Raw genomic sequence first — 20,258 nt, 5'->3', positions numbered from 1 at the left:
GGCTACTCTCGATAGGGGTGGGTTTGCTGCCAGTGGCGCGCAATGTCAATGCGGCGGCAGATCCAGACATGCTCGTGCCGCTGGACATGGTCGAGAAATTTTTGCAGCGCCACGATGCGACCGGGCCGCCCGAGCAGGCGGCAGTGCATGCCTATGCTCAGCATCTTGGGAGCGTTCAGGCCGTTCGGGTCGCCTTCGGCATAAAGCGCATCAAAGCTGTCACGCAGGTAGATGAAAAAGTCGTCGCTTTGCGAGAAACCCTGGGGCAGGGCAAACCGCATGTCGTTGGCGTCCAGCGTGTAGGGCACCACCAGCCGCGGCACCACCGTGCCATCGCTGCGCGTCACTTTCATCCACAGCGGCAGGTCGTCGCCGTAGTAGTCGCTGTCGTAGGTGAGCTGCCCGTCGTCGGCCACCAACCGGCGGGTGCGCGGGCTGTCGCGGCCGGTGTACCAGCCCAGCGGTCGCTGGCCGGTCATTTGCGTGATGATCTCCAGACCGAGGCGCATGTGTTCGCGCTCGGTGGCCTCATCAATGTTTTGATAATTGATCCAGCGCAGGCCGTGGCAGGCGATCTCGTGACCCAGCGCCACAAAGGCTGCGGTCAGTTCGGGGTGGCGTTGCAGCGCCATGCTGACACCAAAGATGGTCAGCGGCAGCTGGCGTTTTTCAAACTCACGCAGGATGCGCCAGGCGCCCACGCGCGAACCATACTCGTAAACGCCTTCCATGCTCAGGTGGCGGTCCGGATAGCTGGGCGGGTTGGCCATCTCGGAGAGGAACTGCTCGGAACCGGCGTCGCCATGGAGCACCGAGTTCTCGGCGCCTTCTTCATAGTTCAGTACAAACTGGACAGCGATGCGGGCCGCGCCGGGCCATTGCGCGTGCGGCGGTGTGCGGCCGTAGCCAACCATGTCTCGGGGGTATGTGGCCCCCACGCTTGCCACTGCGTGTGCTGCGCTGCCCCTTTCAGCAATAGGGCGGGGCTCGTTTCCTTGGGGCGGCCCGGCGGAAAATTGACTTGGCATATCGGCGGGATTTTTCATGAAAGTGCCATGGAAATATCGTTGGTCGGCATAGGGCGATCGAAAGTGAGGCTTTCTTCCACGTGCTGCAGGTGTTCGTCCATCAGGCGCACGGCCAGCGCCTCGTTCCTGGCGGCAAGGGCCTTGACGATTTCGGCATGTTCGTCGTGTGAGTGTTCGGCTGCACTGGCGCTCTGGTACATCCGCGTGATCAGCGAGCAGCGCGATATCAGGTCGCCCAGCATCTGGGCCAGAACCTCATTGCCCATCAGCTCCGCCATGCGCACATGAAAGTCACCCAGCAATTCGGTCCGGTCTGTGACATCTTGCCGGTCCACCGCCATTTTTTCCTGGGCCACGTGTTCCTTCAGCGCCCTGATTTTTGCAGGGGTCACGTTGCGCACGAAAGCCCGGGTCATCTCGGCCTCCAGCATGCGGCGCACTGCAAACACCTGGCGCGCCTCGGTGACCGAGGGCGCAGCCACAAAAGCGCCGCGCGCGGGCTCCAGCCGTATCAACTGGTTTTGCGAGAGCTGGAACAGGGCCTGGCGAACCAGCGTGCGCGATACGCCAAAGTGATCGGCCAGTTTTTGTTCGGCCAGTTTGGTACCGGGGTGCAGCCGGTGCTCCACAATGGCCCTGGTCAGGGCTTCGACAATAGAACTGGTTGTGGAGGCTTCCATGATGCAAATGATAGTCGTGGATCCGAAAAGTGTATACACTTTTGGTGGACTATTTGATGGGTCATTCAAACGGGGAAATCAACATGGGCCTGAGCACACATGTACTGGACACCATGCACGGCACACCGGCGGCCGGCATGGGGGTCGCGCTGTACACAACGAACGGGGGCGAGGCCACCTTGGTGAAGTCGTTCCAGTTGAACAGCGACGGACGCAACCCCGATGGCCTGCTTTATGACAGCAGCAGCCTCAAGCGCGGTACCTACCGGCTGGTATTTGATGTTGCGGCGTACTTCCGGGCTCGGGGCGTGACGCTGCCGGAGCCCAATTTCCTGAACCAGGTGAGCCTGGACTTCGGAGTCGCCGACCCGACCCAGCACTACCACGTGCCCTTGCTGGTCAGCCCCTGGAGTTATTCGACCTACCGGGGAAGTTAAAAATCCAAGCAGGGGCCGCGGATCTGGCTTTGCCAGTCCGCAGGCGCAGCGCCCCCGCGGGGGGCAGCGCATTACACGAAGTGAAAAGCGTGGGGGCCCTAGTCTTGTCCTTCGGTCAGCGTGTCAAGTTGAAACTTCCCGCTTTTATGCCACAGCCAGGTGTCGGTGTAGACCACCTTGCCCAGGCGCGTGGGCGCGGGAAAAGGCGAGGCTTTCTTGATCATGTTTTCGATTTCCGCGATCACTTCGGGCGCATGGCGCGGGGCCCGCATCCAGTCGAGCCGGGTCACGATACCGACCTGGTTGATCTCCACATTCAGTACACCGATGGCGTACAACAGGGGCGGCATTCTGCCTTTGTAAATACGGTCTGAGTTCATGCCATAAAGATGGCTGGCACCGCTTTCGCGGTAAGCGCGGGGCGTGGAGGCAGGGGAACTGCGGGCAGAGCCTTTGGGGCCGGCAACCGGGCCCGTCATGGTGGAAAGCGGCGCCTGCTCTGGGGCTGCTTCTGCGGAAGGCGGAGGCGCCGTCTTGCAGGCCGAAACCAGGGCGCCAGCGGCGGTAGAAAGCAGGGCCATGAGCCAGAAGCGGCGTTGTGAGGATTCAGGCATACGTATCCTTGTGTGGTTGCCGGAGGGTTACGGCTGCTATTGTGCAAGCTGCTTGGAGGGCGGCCATGTAACAGAAACCGGCCGTATTTGTGCGAATTATGCGATCTACACGCTCCTTGACGGGGCCGTGCGTCGGGGAGTTTCTACCGTGAGTCAGCTCAAGGAATTTTTTTTCACTCGCTTGGCCCATGAGCCGGCTGTGCTGGTGCAGGTGACCGCCACCGAAGGCTCTGTGCCGCGCGAGGCGGGGACCTGGATGGCGGTTTTCGCCGACGCCGTGACAGGCACCATAGGCGGTGGCCATCTGGAATACCAGGCAACGGCGATAGCGCGCGCTCACCTGCAAGGCTTGCCGGGTGAAGAGTCCGCGCGCTTTGTGCTCGGCCCGTCGCTGGGCCAGTGCTGTGGCGGCGTGGTGCATTTACGGTTCGAGCTGGTGGTGGCCCGCGATGTGGCGGCCCTGCGCGAAAGACTGGGCATGAATTTACAGCCTGTTGCGCTTTTTGGGGGTGGCCATGTTGGTAATGCGCTGATTCAGGTGCTTTCAAACTTGCCGTTTACCCTGACCTGGATAGACAGTCGCGACGAGATTTTTCCGATCGGGGTGCCGGACCAGGTGATCTGCGAACAGTCAGAGCCAGTGCAGCGCGCGGTGCCGGGCCTGGCACCGCAGTCGCGCGTGCTGATCATGAGTTTCAGCCATGCCGAAGACCTGGACATCGTGGCTGAATGCCTCAAGCGCCAGCGTGAGCGGGGCGATTTGCCTTACATCGGTCTGATTGGCAGCAAGACCAAATGGGCGACCTTCCGGCACAGGCTGCAGGCGCGCGGTTTCAGCGACACTGAACTCGACCACGTGACTTGCCCGATTGGCTTGCCGGGCATTGAAGGCAAGGAGCCGGAGGTGATTGCAGTTTCGGTGGCGGCACAGTTGTTGCTGCACAGCAGGGCCTGTTAACGCTATTTGTGCATTTGCACAAATAGCGTTAACAGGCACTTAGTTCGCATACACTTTTGTGATCCGGTCGCAGCGGAGCGGGATGGCTTGCAAGCCTGTCCTTGTTCGTGACCTTTTATCTGCTTACAGTGCCCGCGGTGGTGAGCAGCTCCAATCGTGGCAGGCCTCGCCTGCTGAATTGAGGTCATCGGATGGAAAGTTATCTTCTCGACTGGGCCAACCTGTTGCTGCGCTGGGTCCATGTCATCACCGCCATTGCCTGGGTCGGTTCCTCGTTTTACTTCGTCTTCCTTGATTCGAGCCTCACGCCGCCTGTTGATGAGGATCTTCAGCGCCAAGGCGTCAGCGGCGAACTCTGGGCTGTGCACGGTGGCGGTTTCTATCATCCGGTCAAGTTTGCGGTGAAGCCGCCCGAAATGCCCAGCCACCTTCACTGGTTCTACTGGGAAAGTTACAGCACCTGGCTTTCCGGGTTTGCGCTGTTTACCGTGTCTTATCTCTGGAGCGCCGGTACTTACCTGATCGATAAATCGCTGATGAACTGGTCGCCTGGCGCCGCTATTGGCGTGGCGCTGTCCTTCTTTGTCGTGTTCTGGATGTTGTACGACGGCATTTGTCAGCTGTTTGGAAAACGCAAACATGGTGATGCCATCGTCGGCGCGCTGGTCCTGCTCCTGGTTTGTGCTGCTTCGTGGCTGGCATGCCACTGGTTTGCCGGCCGCGCCGCCTTTTTGCTGGTGGGCGCCATGATCGCCACCGCCATGAGTGCCAATGTGTTTTTCTGGATCATTCCCGGCCAGCGCAAGGTGGTCGCGAGCATCAAGGCTGGCCAGCCGGTGGACCCGGTGCACGGCCAGCGCGGCAAGCAACGCAGTGTGCACAACACCTATTTCACTTTGCCGGTGCTGTTTGCGATGTTGAGCAACCACTACAGCTTTACTTACAGTCATCCGCACAACTGGCTGGTGCTGATTGTCATGATGCTCGCCGGCGCACTGATCCGCCAGTTTTTTGTCATGCGTCACGGTTACAAGTTGGGGCGAAACGGTAATCCGCTGCCGTATGCATTGGTCGGCATGGCGTTGATAACCGCTGTCATTGTGTGGATGAAGCCGTCCGGCACTGAGAAGTCTGCTACTGTTTCAATAGCTGCTGACGCCGATGAGACAAGGGCTACAGGGCAGAATGACTATAAAAATCTGCAGAAAATGCTGGAACAACGCTGCTACATGTGCCATGGCGCCCAAGTGCAGATGAAAAACGTCCGGCTCGACTCCCCGGACACGCTCCGGCAACACGCGCAGGCGGTGTACCAGCAGGTGGTCGTGAGCAAAACGATGCCCATGAACAACGCCACCGGCATCACCCCGGCTGAGCGCGACATGGTCCGCCAGTGGTTTGAGGCAGGTGCAAAAACACCCTAAAAGATGGCGATTTTGTGCCGCTGGTTTGCTCCCGGGTGGCGCAGGCCCGTTTTTCGTTTGTGTTTTTCCGTCAACGTCGACCTCAGCCGTTGTTTCTTAGTGATTCCGCTTATCGACTTTGCCCTTCGTACATGCTTCAATATGTAACCGGAGCAGGTTTTACTGTGATCATCAGGGCATTCAGCTAACCTATGCTTGCCCCCGATTCTTGAGGAGACATTTCATGATGCGTATTCAATCCATGGTTCGCGTGCTGGGAACGGCAAGTGTGATGGCGGCCTCGCTGGCAGCCGGTGCGGCGCAGATTGTGGTCGGGCAGGTCGCGCCTTTGTCCGGCCTGGAGGGCACGCAGGCGCGTGCCTATTCGGTAGGCATTCAACTCGCACTGGACAAGGCCAACAAGGCCGGCGGTGTCAACGGGCATACCTTCACGCTCGTGCGCAAGGACGACGGTGGCCGGCCTGAGGACACCCTTGCAGGAACCAAGCTGCTTCTGACGGAAAACCGTCCCCTCGTGCTGGCAGGTTATTTCGGTGACCGCAGCCTTGGCGAGGTGGTGAATTCCGGCCTGCTACAGAAGGAAAACATTCCCCTCGTGGGTTACCGCATCACCGAAATTCGCGCGGAGGCGCCCCTGGTGTACAGCGTGCGCGCCAACCTGCGCGATGAACTCAACAAGATCACCGAGCACCTGACCACGGTGGGCATCACGCGCTTCGGGCTGTTTTATCCCGATGGAGTGGGCGCAGCTCCGCTGCTTGCAGCCATGGAAGAGGTCATGAAAGCGCGGGGCGGCAAGCTGACTGCCAAGGCCACTTATGTGCAGGGCACCAACAAAGTGCCGAACTCGGTGGTGGACGGTTTTATCGCCGCGGCGCCACAGGCCATCATCATCATTTCCAGCGGTGCGGCTGCAGCGGCATTCATCGAGAAATACCGCCTGGATGGCGGTGCGGCGCAACTGTTTGCCCACTCCGGTGCCGACATTGAGCAGATCTCCCAGCGCTTGGGCGAGGAGCAGATGAAAGGCGTGGCCATCACGCAGGTAACGCCCAGTCCTTACAAGATCTCCGGCCGTCTGAGCAAGGAGTTTTCCGACCTAGTGCGCACCGCCAACCCCAAGCTTGAGGTGCCGGCCAGCTACGCCATGATGGAAGGCTACATTGCCGGCACCGTGATCGTTGAGGCTGCGCGCCGCATGGGGCCCAAGATATCGCGTGAGGGCTTTATCAGCGCGCTCGATGCCCTGGACAATTTCGATCTCGGTGGCTACAAGGTGGGCTTCAAGCCCGGCATGCGGGCTGGCTCCAAGTTTGTTGAGCTGACCATCATCACCGAGACCGGGCGCATTCGGCAGTAACTTTCCGCCGATGCGTCTACCAGCGGCTCACCAGGCCCGCTGCACGGGTAGACGATTTTTCAAAGTGACCGGCCAGGTAATCCACAAAGGCACGGACCCGGGCAGACACCTGGTGTCGCTGCGGATAGACCGCATGGATGTCGGCCGGTGGTGTCTGGTAGTTGTGCAGCACCTGGCGCAGCCGGCCGCTGCGCAGGTAGCGCGCAATATCCCATTCGGCTCGCATCACGATGCCGTGTCCCACCAGCGCCCAGTTGACGGCAATCTCGCCGTCGCTGGTGCTCAGGTTGCCGCGTACCTTCACCGTTTCTATCCGTTTGCCTGAACCCAGGCGCCAGATGCCGTAGGCCTCATCGCCCTGGCGTATGCCTATGCAGTTGTGCTGCGTGAGGTCGTGCGGCACCTTGGGCGTGCCATGCCGCGCCAGGTAGGCGGGGGCGGCGCACAGCAGGCGCCGGTTCGGGGCCAGCTTGCGGGCGATCACACGCGCCTCAGGGGGTTCGCCAAAACGGACACACACGTCAAAAGCATCGTCGCTGGCCGGTGGTGGATTGACGGTGAGCTGGAGCTGGACCTGCATGTCCGGATGCAGCTTCACGAAACCGGAGATCAGCGGCGCAATGTGGCTGCGGCCAAAGCCCAGGGTGGCATTGACGCGCAGCAGGCCATGAGGCGCTGCTGAGGCGCTGGAGACCAGTTGCTCCATGTCGTCGATCTCAGCCAGGATGCGCCTCGCGTGGCTCAGGTAGATCTCGCCTTCGGGTGTGGGGCTGATGCGGCGTGTGGTTCGGTTGAGCAGTTGCACGCCGAGCCGCGTTTCCATCAGCGCCAGGCGCTTGCTGATGGCTGGTGTGGTCACGTCCAGCTCGCGTGCCGTGGCCGAAAAGCTCCCACAACGCGCCAGCAGGCTGAAAAAGGCCATCTCGGAAGGGGCGGAAACCGGTGTACTCATTATTAACTCAAAGTAAACAATGAGATAACTTTAGTGTGTTCTGTTGAATCCGGCAATTGGTAGAGTTCTTCTTCACCGCATACCGATTTCAAGGAAACCTGATGAACACATACAAAATCGCCTGCATACCGGGCGATGGTATTGGCAAGGAAGTTGTCCCGGCCGGCCAGCAAGTGCTGGAGGCCATGGCTGCTACGCAGAACTTCGGCTTCACCTTCACGTCTTTCGGCTGGGGCGGCGACTGGTTCCGCCAGCACGGCGTGATGATGCCCGCAGACGGCCTGGACGCCCTGCGCGGCATGGACGCCATCCTGTTCGGCTCGGCCGGTGATCCGCACATTCCCGACCACATCACGCTGTGGGGTTTGCGCCTGAAGATCTGCCAGGGGTTCGATCAGTACGCCAACGTGCGGCCGACACGCATCCTGCCCGGCATTGACGCGCCGCTCAAGCGCTGCACTCCGAAAGACCTGGACTGGGTCATCGTGCGCGAAAACTCCGAAGGTGAATACGCCGGCGTCGGCGGCCGCGTGCACCAGGGCCACCCGATCGAGGTGGCCACCGACATGTCCATCCTGACGCGTGCCGGGGTTGAGCGCATCATGCGTTTTGCCTTCAGGCTGGCGCAGTCGCGCCCGCGCAAGCTGCTGACCGTGGTCACCAAATCGAATGCGCAGCGCCACGGCATGGTGATGTGGGACGAGATCGCGCTGCAAATCAGCAAGGAGTTCCCGGACGTTACCTGGGACAAGGAACTGGTCGACGCCTGCACTGCCCGCATGGTGAACCGGCCCGCCTCGCTGGATACCCTGGTCGCGACCAACCTGCATGCCGATGTGCTGAGCGACCTGGCCGCCGCACTGGCCGGCAGCCTGGGCATTGCACCGACTGGCAACATCGACCCAGAGCGCCGTTACCCCAGCATGTTCGAGCCCATCCATGGCTCGGCCTTCGACATCATGGGCAAAGGCCTGGCGAATCCGGTCGGTACTTTCTGGAGTTGCGTCATGCTGCTCGAGCACCTCAGTGAAAACGCCGCGGCGCAACGCCTGATGGAGGTGATTGAGCAGATCACCACCGACACCTCTCTGCACACCCGCGACCTGGGCGGCAGCGCCACGACGGCGCAGGTGACACAGGCCGTGTGCGACCTTATTTCCGGCAAACCAGAGACCGCACGGCGCGCTGCATGAAGCGTTGCAACGAGCAATTTTTGACCGAAACAACAGAAGGAGACAAACCATGAAGAAGCTGATTGCTTTCCTGGGCCTCGCCTTGCTTGCGCCCCTGGCGCTGGCCCAGGCCTGCCCCGACAAGAACGTGCTGTACTGGCAGGCCTTCCCGCCCGGCGGCGAGTCCGACCTGTCGGCGCGCCACCAGCAGGTGGTACTCAAGAAGAAGTGCCCGGCCATCGACACCATCATCCAGTACAAGGCCGGCGCCGGCGGCGCGCTGATGTGGTCGCAGATGAACCAGCTTCCGCCCGACGGCCTGAACATCGTCGGCGTGAATCTGCCGCACATTGTGTTCCAGCCGATTGAAGGCCAGGTGCAATACAAGACCGCCGACGTGACGCCAGTGTTCTGGTACCACTTCACGCCCGATGCGCTGGTCGTGCCCGAAGCCAGCCCGCACAAGACCTTTGCCGACTTCATTGCCGCGGCGAAAAAAGACCCGGGCAAGATGAGCCTGGGCGGATCCGGCCTGAACTCGGCCAACCATGCCTCGCATGAGCGGTTGAACGCAGCTTTCGGCATCAAGAGCACCTATGTGCCGTACAAGGGAACCGGTGACATGGCGCTGGCGGTGGTCGGGAACCAGATTGACGGGGCGGTGACCTACACCGCCTTTGCCATCAACAACAAGGGCAAGGCGCGCGCGTTGGCCGTGGCCATGGACAAACGCCATCCGCTGCTGCCCGACGTGCCGACCTTCAAGGAGCTTGGCGTGGACTGGGTCGATGGCGCTTACCGCGGCATCGGCGTGCCCAAGTCGACACCGTCGGAAGCGCGCAAGAAAATCGCGGACATGTGGGCCGCGCTCAACAACGAACCCGAAATGAAGGAGCTCGCGGCCAAAAGCGGCTTCGAGCTGGTCAATGTAGGGCCGGACCAGATGGACGCCTTCATGAAAGACAAGACGCGTCTCTACACCGAAGGCGCGCAGCGGCTGGGTCTCGGGAAGCGCTGAACCAGTCCCCTGCGGCGTGCAGTCAGCCGGACTCGGGCAGTCTGCTGCATTGAACTTCTTGCCAATAGCCCGCTATTGGCTGCGAACTCCGCCTTGCATCCCCTCCCGATCCGGCTGCTGCCCATTCGCCAGAACTTGTTCAGCGCTTCCAGGCAAGAAGTAAGCAGTTCAGCAGCCCGTGGACGGGCTGCACCGTCAGGCCGGGTTACCGGCAGGTTACGGCGGCACAATACGGGCAGGAGACATTGAATGACTGCACCCGATCCCGTCACCCACCCGCGCCAGTTTCTCGAGCATCTGTACAACGCCGCCGTTTCGCGGGCCCTGCCGCTGCACAACACGGCGGCCTGTTTGCCCAAGCCGCCCAAGGGCAGGACCCTGGTGATCGGTGCGGGCAAAGCAGGCGGTTCCATGGCGCAGGCTGTTGAAGCCCTGTGGCCGGCCGATGCGCCGCTTGAAGGCCTGGTGGTCACGCGTTACCACCACATTCCCCCGCGCCCCGCCGGTTTGCCGCAGCGCATCGAGATTGTCGAAGCCGCGCACCCGGTGCCTGACGCGGCCGGCCTTGCGGCCGCGCAGCGCATTCTCCAGATGACGCAAGGTCTCACGAAGGACGACCTGGTGCTGTGCCTTATCTCAGGCGGCGGCTCCGCTTTGCTCGCATTGCCTGCCGACGGACTGAGCCTGGAAGACAAGCAGGGCATCAACAAGGCCCTGCTGAACAGCGGGGCGAACATCGGCGAGATGAACTGCGTGCGCAAGCATCTCTCGCGCATCAAGGGCGGGCGCCTTGCCGCGGCCTGCGCGCCGGCGCGCGTGGTGACGCTCACCATCAGCGATGTGCCGGGCGATGACCCGTCCATCATTGCCAGTGGTCCCACGGTGCCCGATGCCAGCAGTTGCGCCGACGCGCTGGCTATCCTCAAGCGTTATGGCATTGCCGTTCCGGCGGATGTGTTGTCCCGACTGGAAAGCGGTGCGCTTGAAACGCCCAAGCCCGGCGACGCGGCTTTCACCGGCCATGAAGTGCACATGATCGCCACGCCCCAGCAAAGCCTGGAAGCCGCCGCCGCCGTAGCGCGCGACGCCGGCTTGCAGACCTACATCCTCAGCGACGAGATGGAAGGCGAATCACGCGAAGTTGGCAAGGTGCATGCGGCGCTGGCCCGCGCTGTCGCCTTGAAGGGCCAGCCCTTCAGCAAGCCCTGCGTGATTTTGAGCGGCGGCGAAACCACGGTGACGGTCCGCAAACAGCCCGAGGGCACGCCTCGAGGTCGAGGTGGCCGGGCCGGCGAATTCTGCATGGGCCTGGCACTGGCGCTGCAGGGCCAGCCGGGTGTGTACGCTCTGGCAGCCGACACCGACGGCATCGACGGCGTGGAAGACAATGCCGGCGCCTATGTAGCGCCGGATACGCTGAAGCGCGCAGTCGCCAAAGGCATGAAGCTGGACCGGTACCTGGACCGCAACGACGCTTATGGCTACTTCGAGCCGCTGGGCGGCCTGGTGATTCCCGGGCCCACCCACACCAACGTCAACGATTTTCGTGCGCTATTGATTTTGTAGCTGCTTGCGCCCGTCGAATAAGGGCAAAAGCCGGATTTCTATCTGTTATTCGCACAAACTGCGAATTTCAGGCGGAATCGGCAGGGCGCGAATGGCTTCCGGATTGTTGGCGCGCCGGCCGGCAAAGATGCGCACCTCGTCGCACTCCATGATGGCTTCGTCGCCGCGCATGATGCGGTAGCGCTGGACAAAACTTTTCTCGCGCCATTCAGGAATCGAGGTGTGGATGTCCAGCACATCGCCGTAAGTGGCGGTGCGTAGAAAGCGCGAATGCGTGTCCACCAGCGGCGTACCGATCACGCCCATCGTTTTTTCGGTTTCCTGCCAGGACGGTACGCCGCACCGAACAAAGAAATTCCGCGAGGCCGCGTCTATCCAGCGGAAAAAATTGGGAAACCACACAATGCGCGCCGGGTCACAGTCGCCGAATTCAACGCGGATGGTGTGGGTGATCTGTTTGCTCATGGATGCATTATGTTGTCAGAGTAAGCAACGCAGGTGGTCGAGCGCCACTCTTATTCAAGCAGGGGCCGCGGATCCGGTTTTGCCGGTCCGCAGGCGCAGCGCCCCCTCGGGGGGCAGCGTAGTACGCGAAGCGACAAGCGTGGGGGCTCAATCCCCCTTTATATTCCGCGCCTTGATCAACGCCCCAAACCGCGCGCCGTCAATCGATGCCCGCATATTGAAGTCAGATGGCGACATCGGTGCAGGAACGCCGCCAATGGCCATGATCCGGTCTTTCACCGCCTGTGATCCGAGGATCTTGTTGATCTCGCGGTTCAGCCTGCCCACCACTTCGGCAGGCGTGCCGGCAGGCGCGTAGAAGCCGAACCAGGTGTCAGCGTCAAACCCTTTCAGTCCAGCTTCGTCCAGCGTGGGCACATCGGGAAACAGCGGCGAGCGTTTCGAGCTGCCCACGGCCAGCAGCTTGAGCTTGCCGGCTTTCACATGCTGCAGGCCGATGCCCGGGTCGAACATGAAGTCAAGCTGGCCACCCAGCAGGTCCTGCATGGCCGGTGCTGCGCCGCGGTAGGGCACATGCACGGCAAAAGAGTTGGTCTGGGCTTTCATTATTTCGGCCGCCAGGTGAGGCGAGCTGCCGTTGCCCGGCGTACCGAAGGACAATTTTCCCGGGTTGGCCTTCATGTAAGCCAGGAACTCCTTGATGTTGTTGACGGGCAGCGTTGGCTTGACCTCCAGGAAGACCAGCACGCGTGCGGCAGCCGCCACGGGCACCAGATCCTTGGCGGGGTCGAACGCCATTTTGGGATACAGGTGCGGATTGACCGACACCATGCCGCCCGAGCTCATGAGCAGGGTGTAGCCGTCGGCCGGCGACTTGGCTACGGCTTCGCCGCCGATGTTGCCGTTGGCACCGCCCCGATTTTCCACCACCACGGGTTGACCCAGGGCTTCTGCCAGCGGTATCCCAATGGCACGCGCCAGCTGGTCAGCCGCGCCGCCGGGCGGGAAGTTGACGATGACTTTGACCGGCTTGGTCGGCCAGGCTGAGCCTGCGCCGGCCGCAGCGGTTTGCGCCTGCGCTGCAGGCAGCATGCTGCCTGCAGCGAATGCCAGGGCCAGCAGGACGCGGCGCTTGGGTTGGAAGGAAATGTTCATGTTGTCTCCTCTTGATGTTGAAAAAATCAGGTGCTCTTGACGGCACGCGGTTTGCGGTGGGGATTCTGGAGCCAGCGGATCGGCTGCGCCTTGACAGGGCGTGCCGGCGCGCCGTGCTGGACCAGCGTCTGGTCCAACGCTTTGCCGGCTTCATCGAGCAGTGCCGCATCGCGGGCTGCGGCAATGGCTGCCGCGCGCAGTTCATGCGATGCAAAAGAGGCGCCCGTGGCCAGATGCTCCAGCACATGCATGAGGTTGTCCTTGCCGCGTTCGTTGGTACTGCCGTAGCCCTTGATCAAACGGCCGCACAGCGCGATTTCGTGGCCCAGTTGCCAGTGCTGCCGGGTGCCGCTCACCACGCCGGCCAGCCACTGTTCGATCAGCGCCTGCTCGGTGGCAAAACGGCTGCCGCGCACACGCAGCCACTTCAGGCTGGCCAGCAGGCGCAGCGAGAGCATGCCGAAGACCGAGTGTGTGCCGACCTTGAGCGGCAGAGCCCACGGTGTCTTCCCGCGAGCCACGCGCTGGCGGTCCCAGCGTGTCACGCGCGCGGCCAGGCTGGCCGGCAGCAGCGCGGCAAACTCTGCGGCCCCCGGTTTGAAATGATCGTAGACCTGCAGCAAGTCATCGGTGCCGGCCTTGACTTCACCGTGGACACGCTGCCAGCGGCTGGCGCTGCTTTTCAGGTCGGCCACACGCACGATGTCGTCGAACGCCATCCACAGTGCGAGCCAGCGCGCCATCTCGCGTGTGGTGGCATAGGCGTGCACCGCAGCCGGGTCGGCCAGCTGCTCGGCGGCCAGCACCTGGCGCAGGCGGCGGACATAGAGGTCTGCGTAGTCGCGGTCCTGGTACTCCAGCATGCGTGCGTGGCCCAGGGCAAGCATGTCATGCACTTCCGCCGGGAAAATACGAGACAAATCGGCCTCCAGCCCTTTGGATACGGGCGTAAGCAGCTCCTCTTCTGATAGCAAACGGGCGACGAGCTCGGTTTGCGTGCGCTGCGTCCGAACTTGTTCAAAAGCCTGGGCGAAGCCGCGCAGGCTGGCTTCGGCGCCTTTGCCACCGTGTTGGATCGCGCTTTCATAGGCCTGGCGCACAAAGGGCAGCAGACCGCTGCCAGCAATCGCGCCCAGCATCACGGCGCTGACCACGGTGCCGCAGTCTTTCGCCATCTCGCCCATGTCGAACACATGGTGCTCGCGGCTTTGCGCTCGCACCACTTCCAGCAGCGGCGCGCTGTCGGTGCGGCCGTCGCCCGGCGCCATGCGCTCGGCCGTGGTGAAGGTGCGGCTGCTCGAGCTGATCACCAGGGTACGCTGCGGTGAGCTCATGCCGTTGCCGATCTGTCTCGCGGTTTCCAGCAGCTCGGATGACACGATGCCGTCGAGTGCGCCCGGCACCGGGTTCAGGCTGAACACCGGGCGCCTGCCTTGCAGTTCGGCCAGCGGTACCGGAAACACTTCCAGGTAATAGGTGGTGGCGCCGGTGCGCTGCGCCACGCCGGGGATGGAGGTGCTTTGCGCCGCGTAGCCGCTGGCCAGCGCGATGTCGACCAGCCATTCGGTCAGCACGCCGCCGCCTTCGCCGCCGAGTGCGCAGATCAGGAGGGTGATGGGTTTTTGTTGGTTCATGGTCATGGGTTTTTCCGCCGGGCCGCCCCAAGGAAAAATGCGGCCCCATCGGGGGGCAGCGCGGCACACGAAGTGGCAAGCGTGGGGGTCATGTTGTCTGCATTGCACGCACCAGCGCACCGCGCACGCTGCCGAGCAATCGCTCATGCCATTTGGGGTTCTGGATGATTTCGGCACGGTAAAACGATGGGCACAGGGTGGCCGCATGCGCATTGGCGCCGCACAGGCCGCAGCCGACGCAGCCGTCGATCACCGTGGCCACCGGGTCCACCTTGAGCGGGTCGGGATTGTCTTTCAATGTCAGGGTCGGGCAGCCCGACAGGCGAATGCACGCATGGTCGCCATTGCAGACATCTTCATCAACGCCGTATTTCACCCGCACCACCCGCTTGCCTTTTTTGAGCAGGCCGGCCAGCCAGGGCTTGATGCGGCGCTGGCGCTCGAGCTGGCATTCACCCTCGGCAATGATGACCTTGAGCCCATTGAAGTCGGTGGTGAAAGCCTCGTTGAGCGTCTGGCGCATTTCCTCCACGTGGTAGGTGTGCACCGTGCGCAGCCACTGGATGCCCAGGCCCTGCAGGGTTTTTTCGATGGTGGTGTTGGTCTCGGTCAGGCTCTGCAGCTTGTCGCTGGCGTTGAACTTGGCATCGTCACTCGGTGTGGAAATGATGTCCTGCGTGCCGGTGGCCGAGGTGTAGCCATTTTTGAAAATCAGCAGTACCGCATCGTCGCCATTGAACAACGCCGACTGCACGCCGGTCAGCAGGCCGTTGTGCCAGAAACCGCCGTCACCCATGATGGACAAGGTGCGCCGCGCCATCATCGGTGAGACGCCGGCGCGGCTGGCCAGGCTCATGCCGTAGCCGAGGATGGAGTGACCGAAAGAGAAGGGCGCAAATGTGCCGAAGGCGTGGCAGCCAATGTCGGCGGCAATGTGCACCGGCCCAACGTCCTGCTGCGCCAGCTTGAGTGCAGAGAACACCGGCCGCTCCGGACAGCCTATGCAAAAACCCGGCGGGCGTATCGGCAGCGCCTCGCCCAATTGGGCTTCAATCTGCTTGCCCACAGTGCTGCGGCGTTCGACGTTGCCCTGCAGCCAGCCGGTGGCTGATGTGGTGTCCACGTCGGTGGCGTAACGCGCAACGAAGGCAGCGATGCCGGCCGCCACCACTTCCACCGAATATTCGCCGCCCGAGGGCAACATGTCCTTGCCGTGCAGTGGCGTGTTGATGTCGCGCCGGCGCAAGAAGGTCGCGATCTCCTGCTCGATGTATTCGGGCTGGCCTTCCTCGACCACCAGAACAGCGCGTTTGCCCAGCGCAAACTCCGCCACTTGTTCGGGCACCAGCGGGTAGGTGACGTTGAGCACCAGCAGGGGAATCTCGGACTGCCCAAACGCATCACACAGGCCGAACTGCTGCAGCGCCCGTATCAGGGCGTTGTAGATGCCGCCCTGCACGATGATGCCGAGGTCTTGCCGCGGTCCATCCATCAGTTCGTTGAGTTGTTGCTCGATGATGTAGCGGCGCGCAGCGGGGATGCGTTCCTCGAACTTGAGTTTTTCATGCCGGAAGGTCACCGGCGGGTGCGCCAGTTTCGCGTAGTCGAAGGCAGCGGGCTCTTCCATCAACTGACGTTTCGATATCGCGGGCGGCCGATTGTCCTTGCATTCGAAACTGCCGCGCACATGGCAGGCGCGGATGCGAAGCTCCAGGAGGGCCGGCATGTTCGAGGTTTCCGACAGCCGGAAGCCATGCTCGACCATGTCCACCATCTTGCCCAGATCCGGGCGCGGGTCCAGCAGGCACATCGAGGACTTGAGCGCATAGGCGTGCGTGCGCTCCTGGATCACGCTGGCGCCTTCGCCGTAGTCTTCGCCGACCACAATCAGCGCGCCACCGAGCACGCCGGGCGACGACAGATTGCTCAGCGCATCGGCCGCGACGTTGGTGCCCACTATCGATTTCCATGTCACCGCGCCGCGCAGCGGGTAGTGGATGGAGGCGCCCAGCATGGCCGCGGCCGAGGCTTCGTTGGAACAGGCCTCGACATGCACGCCGAGCTCGTCCATATAGGGCTTGGCCTGCACCATGACGTCCAGCAGGTGCGAGACCGGCGCGCCCTGGTAGCCGCCCACATAGGCCACACCGGACTGGAGCAACGCCTTGGTGATCGCAAGAATGCCCTCGCCGTGGAAGGTGTCGCCGCTTTTCAGCCGCAGCGACTCAATTTCCTTGCTGAATGAAACTTCCAAGGCTGTCTCCGTGTTTTATTTTTGGGGTAACCAGCGAGTCTGGACCTTGGGCGACTATCCATCAATAAAATAACAAGACTATCTGGTATTCATTCAATGCATATAAAAGACATCGACCTGAACCTGCTGCGGCTGTTTGATGCGGTCTACCGCACCCGCAATGTGAGCCGCGCGGCCGAGCTGATGGACCTCACGCAGCCCGCCGCCAGCCAGGGGCTGACGCGCTTGCGCCTTTTGATCAAGGACCCGCTGTTTGTGCGTGCCGGTGGCGGCGTGCAGCCCACCCCCAAGGCGGACAGGCTGGCCGATGCCGTGCGCAGCGCGCTGGGCACGCTGGAGCAGGCGCTCAACGAGTCGGCACTGTTTGAGCCGTTGCAGTCACGCAAAGTGTTTCGCATTCACATGAGCGACATCGGTGAGGCCCGCTTCCTGCCCGAGCTGATGGCGGCGCTGCGCAAGCTGGCGCCTGGTTTGCGCATCGAGACCTCACCGCTGTCGAGCGTCGAGATTGCTGCCGCACTGGACAGCGGGCGCATCGATTTTGCGTTTGGCTTTTTACCCGCAGTGAAAGACACGCAGCGCGTGCAGCTCCTGAAAGACCGCTACATCGTGTTGCTGCGTGAGGGCCACCCCTTTACCGGACGGCGGCGCAGCGGCCAGGCGCTGCTGGCCGCATTGCGCCAGCTTGAGTTTGTGGCGGTGCGCACGCACTCCGACACCTTGCGCATCCTGCAGATGCTGCAGCTCGAAGACCGGCTGCGCCTGACGACGGAACATTTCATGGTGCTGCCGTCCATCGTCAAGGCCACCGACCTGGCGGTGGTGATGCCGCGCAATATCGCCAAAATCTTCGCCGCAGACGGCGGTTACGCCATCGTGGAACCCGCGTTCCCCCTGCGCGATTTCACGGTGTCGCTGCACTGGAGCAAGCGCTTTGAGGCGGATCCCGGCAACCGGTGGATGCGTGGGGTGATTGAAGACCTGTTCAGGGAATAGCGTGCGTGCGCTCCGTGGCCCCTTTAAACGGCCGTCATGCCACCGGAAGACTTTTCCGGGCCTCCGATTTCAGGCGGATGCGTCACGATGGACTTGAGTTCTGGCCGTGCCGAGCGCAGGGCATCCACATTCGGCCTGGTGCGGCGCAGTGTGGGCATGGATGCAAACGCCTGCTCCAGCGCCTGGGCTGCGGCCATCAACTGCGCATCGCCGCGCAGGCGGCCAATGACTTGCAGGCCAAAAGGCATGCCATGTTCGTCGCTGCCGCAGGGCAAGGACAGGGCCGGGTTGGTCGCCAGCGTGACCACGTAGGTCAGGCCCAGCCAGTGGTAATAGTTGCGCATGGCCTGGCCGTCGATGTTGCCGGCGTAGAGCTCGGTCCAGGGGAAGGGCGTGACCGGCGTGGTCGGCGCGAGGATCAGGTCGTACTGCTCAAAGGCCTTGGCAAAGCGGCGTGAGATACGGGTTTGTTCCAGGTGCGCCCAGGCCCGGTCGGCCAGGGTGATGGCGGCGGCCATCTCCACATTGGCGCGTACATTCGGGCCCAGGGTTTCGGGCGCGTTGCGGAAGGTGTCGGCAAAGGCGGCCACAAAACTTTCGGCACGCAGGATGTCGAAGGCACGGTCGGCGTCACCCAGCTGCAGGTCCACGGGCTCGCAACTGGCCACCAGCGGTCGGATGGCTTCGATGCGTTGACGGAACACCCGGCGGATTTCCGGATCAACGATGCACAGGCCGAAATCTTCCGTTGTGCCCACGCGCAGCGTCGAGAGGTCGATCTCCTTCAGCGGCCACAGTGACGCCGCATCAACTGGGTAGGACAGCGGGTCTCGCGCATCATGCCCCACACTGGCGGCAAACATCAGCGCGGTATCGGCCACGTTGCGGCCCATGGGCCCCAGCACGGAGATGACGGACCAGCCCAGCGGCCGGGCGTCATTGGCCACCAGCCCGGGCGAGGGGCGCAGGCCCACCACGCCGCACAGCGCGGCTGGTATGCGCAGCGAGCCGCCGGTGTCCGAACCAGTGCACAGCGGCAGCATGTCGGCAGCCAGCGCTGCCGCTGAGCCGCCCGAAGAGCCGCCGGCGTTCAACAGGGGGTTGAAAGGGTTGCCGGTGGCGCCCCAGACCGGGTTGCGTGTGTTGGCGCCGGCGCCCATGTCGGGCACGTTGGTCTTGGCGGTGACGATGGCGCCGGCTGCGCGCAGCCGTGCCACGAGCGCATTGTCGGCCGCCGGCACGTTGCCGCGCAGGCGCACGTTGCCACAGGTGGTGAGCAGGCCTTCCGTGTCCTGCAGATCCTTGATGCCCATGGGCAGGCCATGCAGCGGGCCCAACGGCTCGCCGCGCATCACCTGCGACTCGGCTTGGCGCGCGGCCGCGCGGGCGCGGGTGAAATCGGTGGCGCAGATGGCGTTGATGGCCGGGTTCAGGGCCTCGATGCGTGTGATGCAGGCATCCAGCAGCTCAACCGGTGAGAGCTGGCGGCTGCCGATCAGGCGCCGCAGCTCGACGGCCGATGTTTCAACGAGGGTGGTATTCATCTTCAGTCTATTTTGATCTGTGAGCGTTCGGCGATGGCTTTCATGCGGGCAATGTCGGCGGTGACCATGCCGGCCCAGTTGGGGACGGCGCTGTAGGCGGGCTCGAAGCCGGCAGCCTTCATTTTGTCCTGGGTGTCGGGGCTGGCCATCAGTGTGGCCAGGGCTTTTTCGAGCCGTGCCTTGACGTCGGCCGGCAGGCCACGCGGCGCCACGAGTGCGAGCCAGGCCGTCATGTCGAAACCGGGGTAGCCAGCCTCGGCCACAGTGGGCACATCGGGCATCACGCTAGAGCGCTTGGCGGAGGCGACCGCCAGTACCTTGATCTTGCCGGCTTTGAGTTGCGGCGCCGCAGCCACCACGGTGTCGAAGCTCACCGGGATCTGCCCTCCAATCAGGTCGGTCATCAGCGGGGCGCTGCCTTTGTACGGGATGTGCGTCATCTTGAGACCGGTGGCGTTGTTGAACATCGCACCGGCAAAGTTGGAGCTGGTGCCGTTGCCGAAGCTGCCATAGACAAACTTGTCTGGGTTGGCCTTGGCGGCGGCCACCAATTGCGGCACGTTGGTCGCCGTCACCGATGGATGCACCAGCACGGCCAGCGCCACCGAGCCGACCATGCCGATGGCGTCGAAACCCTTGGCCGGGTCGTAGGAGAGTTTGGGTTGCAGTGCGGGGTTCAGGGTGAAGGTGGAGTTGGAGCTGACAAGCAGGGTGTAGCCATCGGGTTTGGCATTGGCCACAGCTGCTGCACCAATGGCGGTGCCGGCGCCCGGCTTGTTTTCCACCACGACCGGCTGGCCGAGCTGCTCTTCGAGTTTCTTGCCCAGGATGCGGGCCAGTACATCGGCCGCGCCGCCTGCCGGGTACGGCGCCACCAGGGTGAGCGGCCGCTCGGGGTAGCCGGCCGCACACGCGAGCCCGGCGACAAGCAGGCTGCTGGCAAGGAGTGCGCGACGAAGGGTATTGACGGTGTGTTGCATGGTGAACCTCGTTTAAAAAAG

General features: G+C 62.7%; 18 protein-coding genes. 8 read left to right on the top strand and 10 right to left on the bottom strand.

Annotated elements, in window-relative coordinates; genetic code table 11:
• Positions 1-2: 2 nt before the first annotated feature.
• Entirely contained in the window at positions 3-914 is a 912-nt protein-coding gene (gene puuE / locus B0B52_RS20930) for an allantoinase PuuE (protein WP_077595593.1), read from the bottom strand.
• Between the two features lie 128 nt (positions 915-1,042).
• A complete protein-coding gene (locus tag B0B52_RS20925; RefSeq protein ID WP_077595592.1) occupies positions 1,043-1,708 on the bottom strand; it encodes a GntR family transcriptional regulator in 666 nt (221 codons plus the stop codon).
• An 83-nt stretch (positions 1,709-1,791) separates the two neighbouring features.
• On the opposite strand from B0B52_RS20925, the gene uraH reads away from it, so the two are divergent.
• Positions 1,792-2,145, top strand: coding sequence for a hydroxyisourate hydrolase (uraH, locus tag B0B52_RS20920; RefSeq protein WP_077595629.1), 354 nt, complete (start codon positions 1,792-1,794; stop codon positions 2,143-2,145).
• A gap of 98 nt (positions 2,146-2,243) precedes the next feature.
• Here uraH and B0B52_RS20915 read toward each other — a convergent pair whose 3' ends face one another.
• Positions 2,244-2,759 (bottom strand): hypothetical protein, encoded by a 516-nt coding sequence (locus tag B0B52_RS20915; RefSeq protein WP_174575513.1) that lies wholly within the window; start codon positions 2,757-2,759, stop codon positions 2,244-2,246.
• Between the two features lie 148 nt (positions 2,760-2,907).
• Between B0B52_RS20915 and xdhC the strand changes: the two genes are divergently transcribed.
• The 3 genes from xdhC (at position 2,908) to B0B52_RS20900 (ending at position 6,501) form a co-directional block, all read left to right on the top strand.
• Positions 2,908-3,717: a xanthine dehydrogenase accessory protein XdhC gene (gene xdhC / locus B0B52_RS20910; protein WP_254425792.1), complete on the top strand. Its 810-nt coding sequence runs from the start codon at positions 2,908-2,910 to the stop codon at positions 3,715-3,717.
• Positions 3,718-3,908: 191 nt separating this feature from the next.
• Positions 3,909-5,141: a urate hydroxylase PuuD gene (locus tag B0B52_RS20905; protein ID WP_077595589.1), complete on the top strand. Its 1,233-nt coding sequence runs from the start codon at positions 3,909-3,911 to the stop codon at positions 5,139-5,141.
• Positions 5,142-5,364: 223 nt separating this feature from the next.
• A complete protein-coding gene (locus tag B0B52_RS20900; RefSeq protein WP_077595588.1) occupies positions 5,365-6,501 on the top strand; it encodes an ABC transporter substrate-binding protein in 1,137 nt (378 codons plus the stop codon).
• Positions 6,502-6,517: 16 nt separating this feature from the next.
• Here the strand turns inward: B0B52_RS20900 and B0B52_RS20895 are convergent, their stop codons facing one another.
• Positions 6,518-7,453, bottom strand: a complete 936-nt coding sequence (locus tag B0B52_RS20895) for a LysR family transcriptional regulator (protein ID WP_077595587.1) — start codon at positions 7,451-7,453, stop codon at positions 6,518-6,520.
• A gap of 101 nt (positions 7,454-7,554) precedes the next feature.
• On the opposite strand from B0B52_RS20895, the gene B0B52_RS20890 reads away from it, so the two are divergent.
• The 3 genes from B0B52_RS20890 to B0B52_RS20880 all read left to right on the top strand — a co-directional run bounded on the left by B0B52_RS20890 (position 7,555) and on the right by B0B52_RS20880 (position 11,209).
• A complete protein-coding gene (locus B0B52_RS20890) occupies positions 7,555-8,646 on the top strand; it encodes a tartrate dehydrogenase (RefSeq protein ID WP_077595586.1) in 1,092 nt (363 codons plus the stop codon).
• A 49-nt stretch (positions 8,647-8,695) separates the two neighbouring features.
• Positions 8,696-9,643: a tripartite tricarboxylate transporter substrate binding protein gene (locus B0B52_RS20885; RefSeq protein WP_077595585.1), complete on the top strand. Its 948-nt coding sequence runs from the start codon at positions 8,696-8,698 to the stop codon at positions 9,641-9,643.
• A gap of 249 nt (positions 9,644-9,892) precedes the next feature.
• A complete protein-coding gene (locus tag B0B52_RS20880) occupies positions 9,893-11,209 on the top strand; it encodes a glycerate kinase (protein ID WP_077595584.1) in 1,317 nt (438 codons plus the stop codon).
• Between the two features lie 45 nt (positions 11,210-11,254).
• Here the strand turns inward: B0B52_RS20880 and B0B52_RS20875 are convergent, their stop codons facing one another.
• From B0B52_RS20875 to B0B52_RS20860, 4 genes are all read right to left on the bottom strand, one after another.
• A complete protein-coding gene (locus B0B52_RS20875) occupies positions 11,255-11,674 on the bottom strand; it encodes a thioesterase family protein (protein WP_077595583.1) in 420 nt (139 codons plus the stop codon).
• A 147-nt stretch (positions 11,675-11,821) separates the two neighbouring features.
• Entirely contained in the window at positions 11,822-12,829 is a 1,008-nt protein-coding gene (locus tag B0B52_RS20870; RefSeq protein ID WP_077595582.1) for a tripartite tricarboxylate transporter substrate binding protein, read from the bottom strand.
• A gap of 26 nt (positions 12,830-12,855) precedes the next feature.
• Positions 12,856-14,463, bottom strand: a complete 1,608-nt coding sequence (locus B0B52_RS20865; RefSeq protein ID WP_077595628.1) for an indolepyruvate oxidoreductase subunit beta family protein — start codon at positions 14,461-14,463, stop codon at positions 12,856-12,858.
• A gap of 88 nt (positions 14,464-14,551) precedes the next feature.
• Positions 14,552-16,717, bottom strand: coding sequence for an indolepyruvate ferredoxin oxidoreductase subunit alpha (locus tag B0B52_RS20860; protein ID WP_077595581.1), 2,166 nt, complete (start codon positions 16,715-16,717; stop codon positions 14,552-14,554).
• Positions 16,718-16,813: 96 nt separating this feature from the next.
• Between B0B52_RS20860 and B0B52_RS20855 the strand changes: the two genes are divergently transcribed.
• Complete coding sequence (locus B0B52_RS20855; RefSeq protein ID WP_174575512.1) at positions 16,814-17,713, top strand: LysR family transcriptional regulator; 900 nt, start codon at positions 16,814-16,816, stop codon at positions 17,711-17,713.
• A 23-nt stretch (positions 17,714-17,736) separates the two neighbouring features.
• Here the strand turns inward: B0B52_RS20855 and B0B52_RS20850 are convergent, their stop codons facing one another.
• Both B0B52_RS20850 and B0B52_RS20845 read right to left on the bottom strand, forming a co-directional pair.
• On the bottom strand, positions 17,737-19,257 hold the full coding sequence (locus tag B0B52_RS20850) for an amidase (protein WP_077595579.1): 1,521 nt from the start codon (positions 19,255-19,257) through the stop codon (positions 17,737-17,739).
• 2 nt (positions 19,258-19,259) lie between these two features.
• The gene (locus B0B52_RS20845; RefSeq protein WP_077595578.1) at positions 19,260-20,237 is read right to left on the bottom strand and encodes a tripartite tricarboxylate transporter substrate binding protein; all 978 of its coding nucleotides are present in this window, start codon (positions 20,235-20,237) and stop codon (positions 19,260-19,262) included.
• Positions 20,238-20,258 lie beyond the last annotated feature (21 nt).

Source organism: Polaromonas sp. A23 (assembly GCF_002001015.1).
GTDB lineage: Bacteria > Pseudomonadota > Gammaproteobacteria > Burkholderiales > Burkholderiaceae_C > Polaromonas.
Note: the sequence above shows the minus strand (reverse complement) of the source record. Positions and strands in the feature narration are given on the sequence as shown.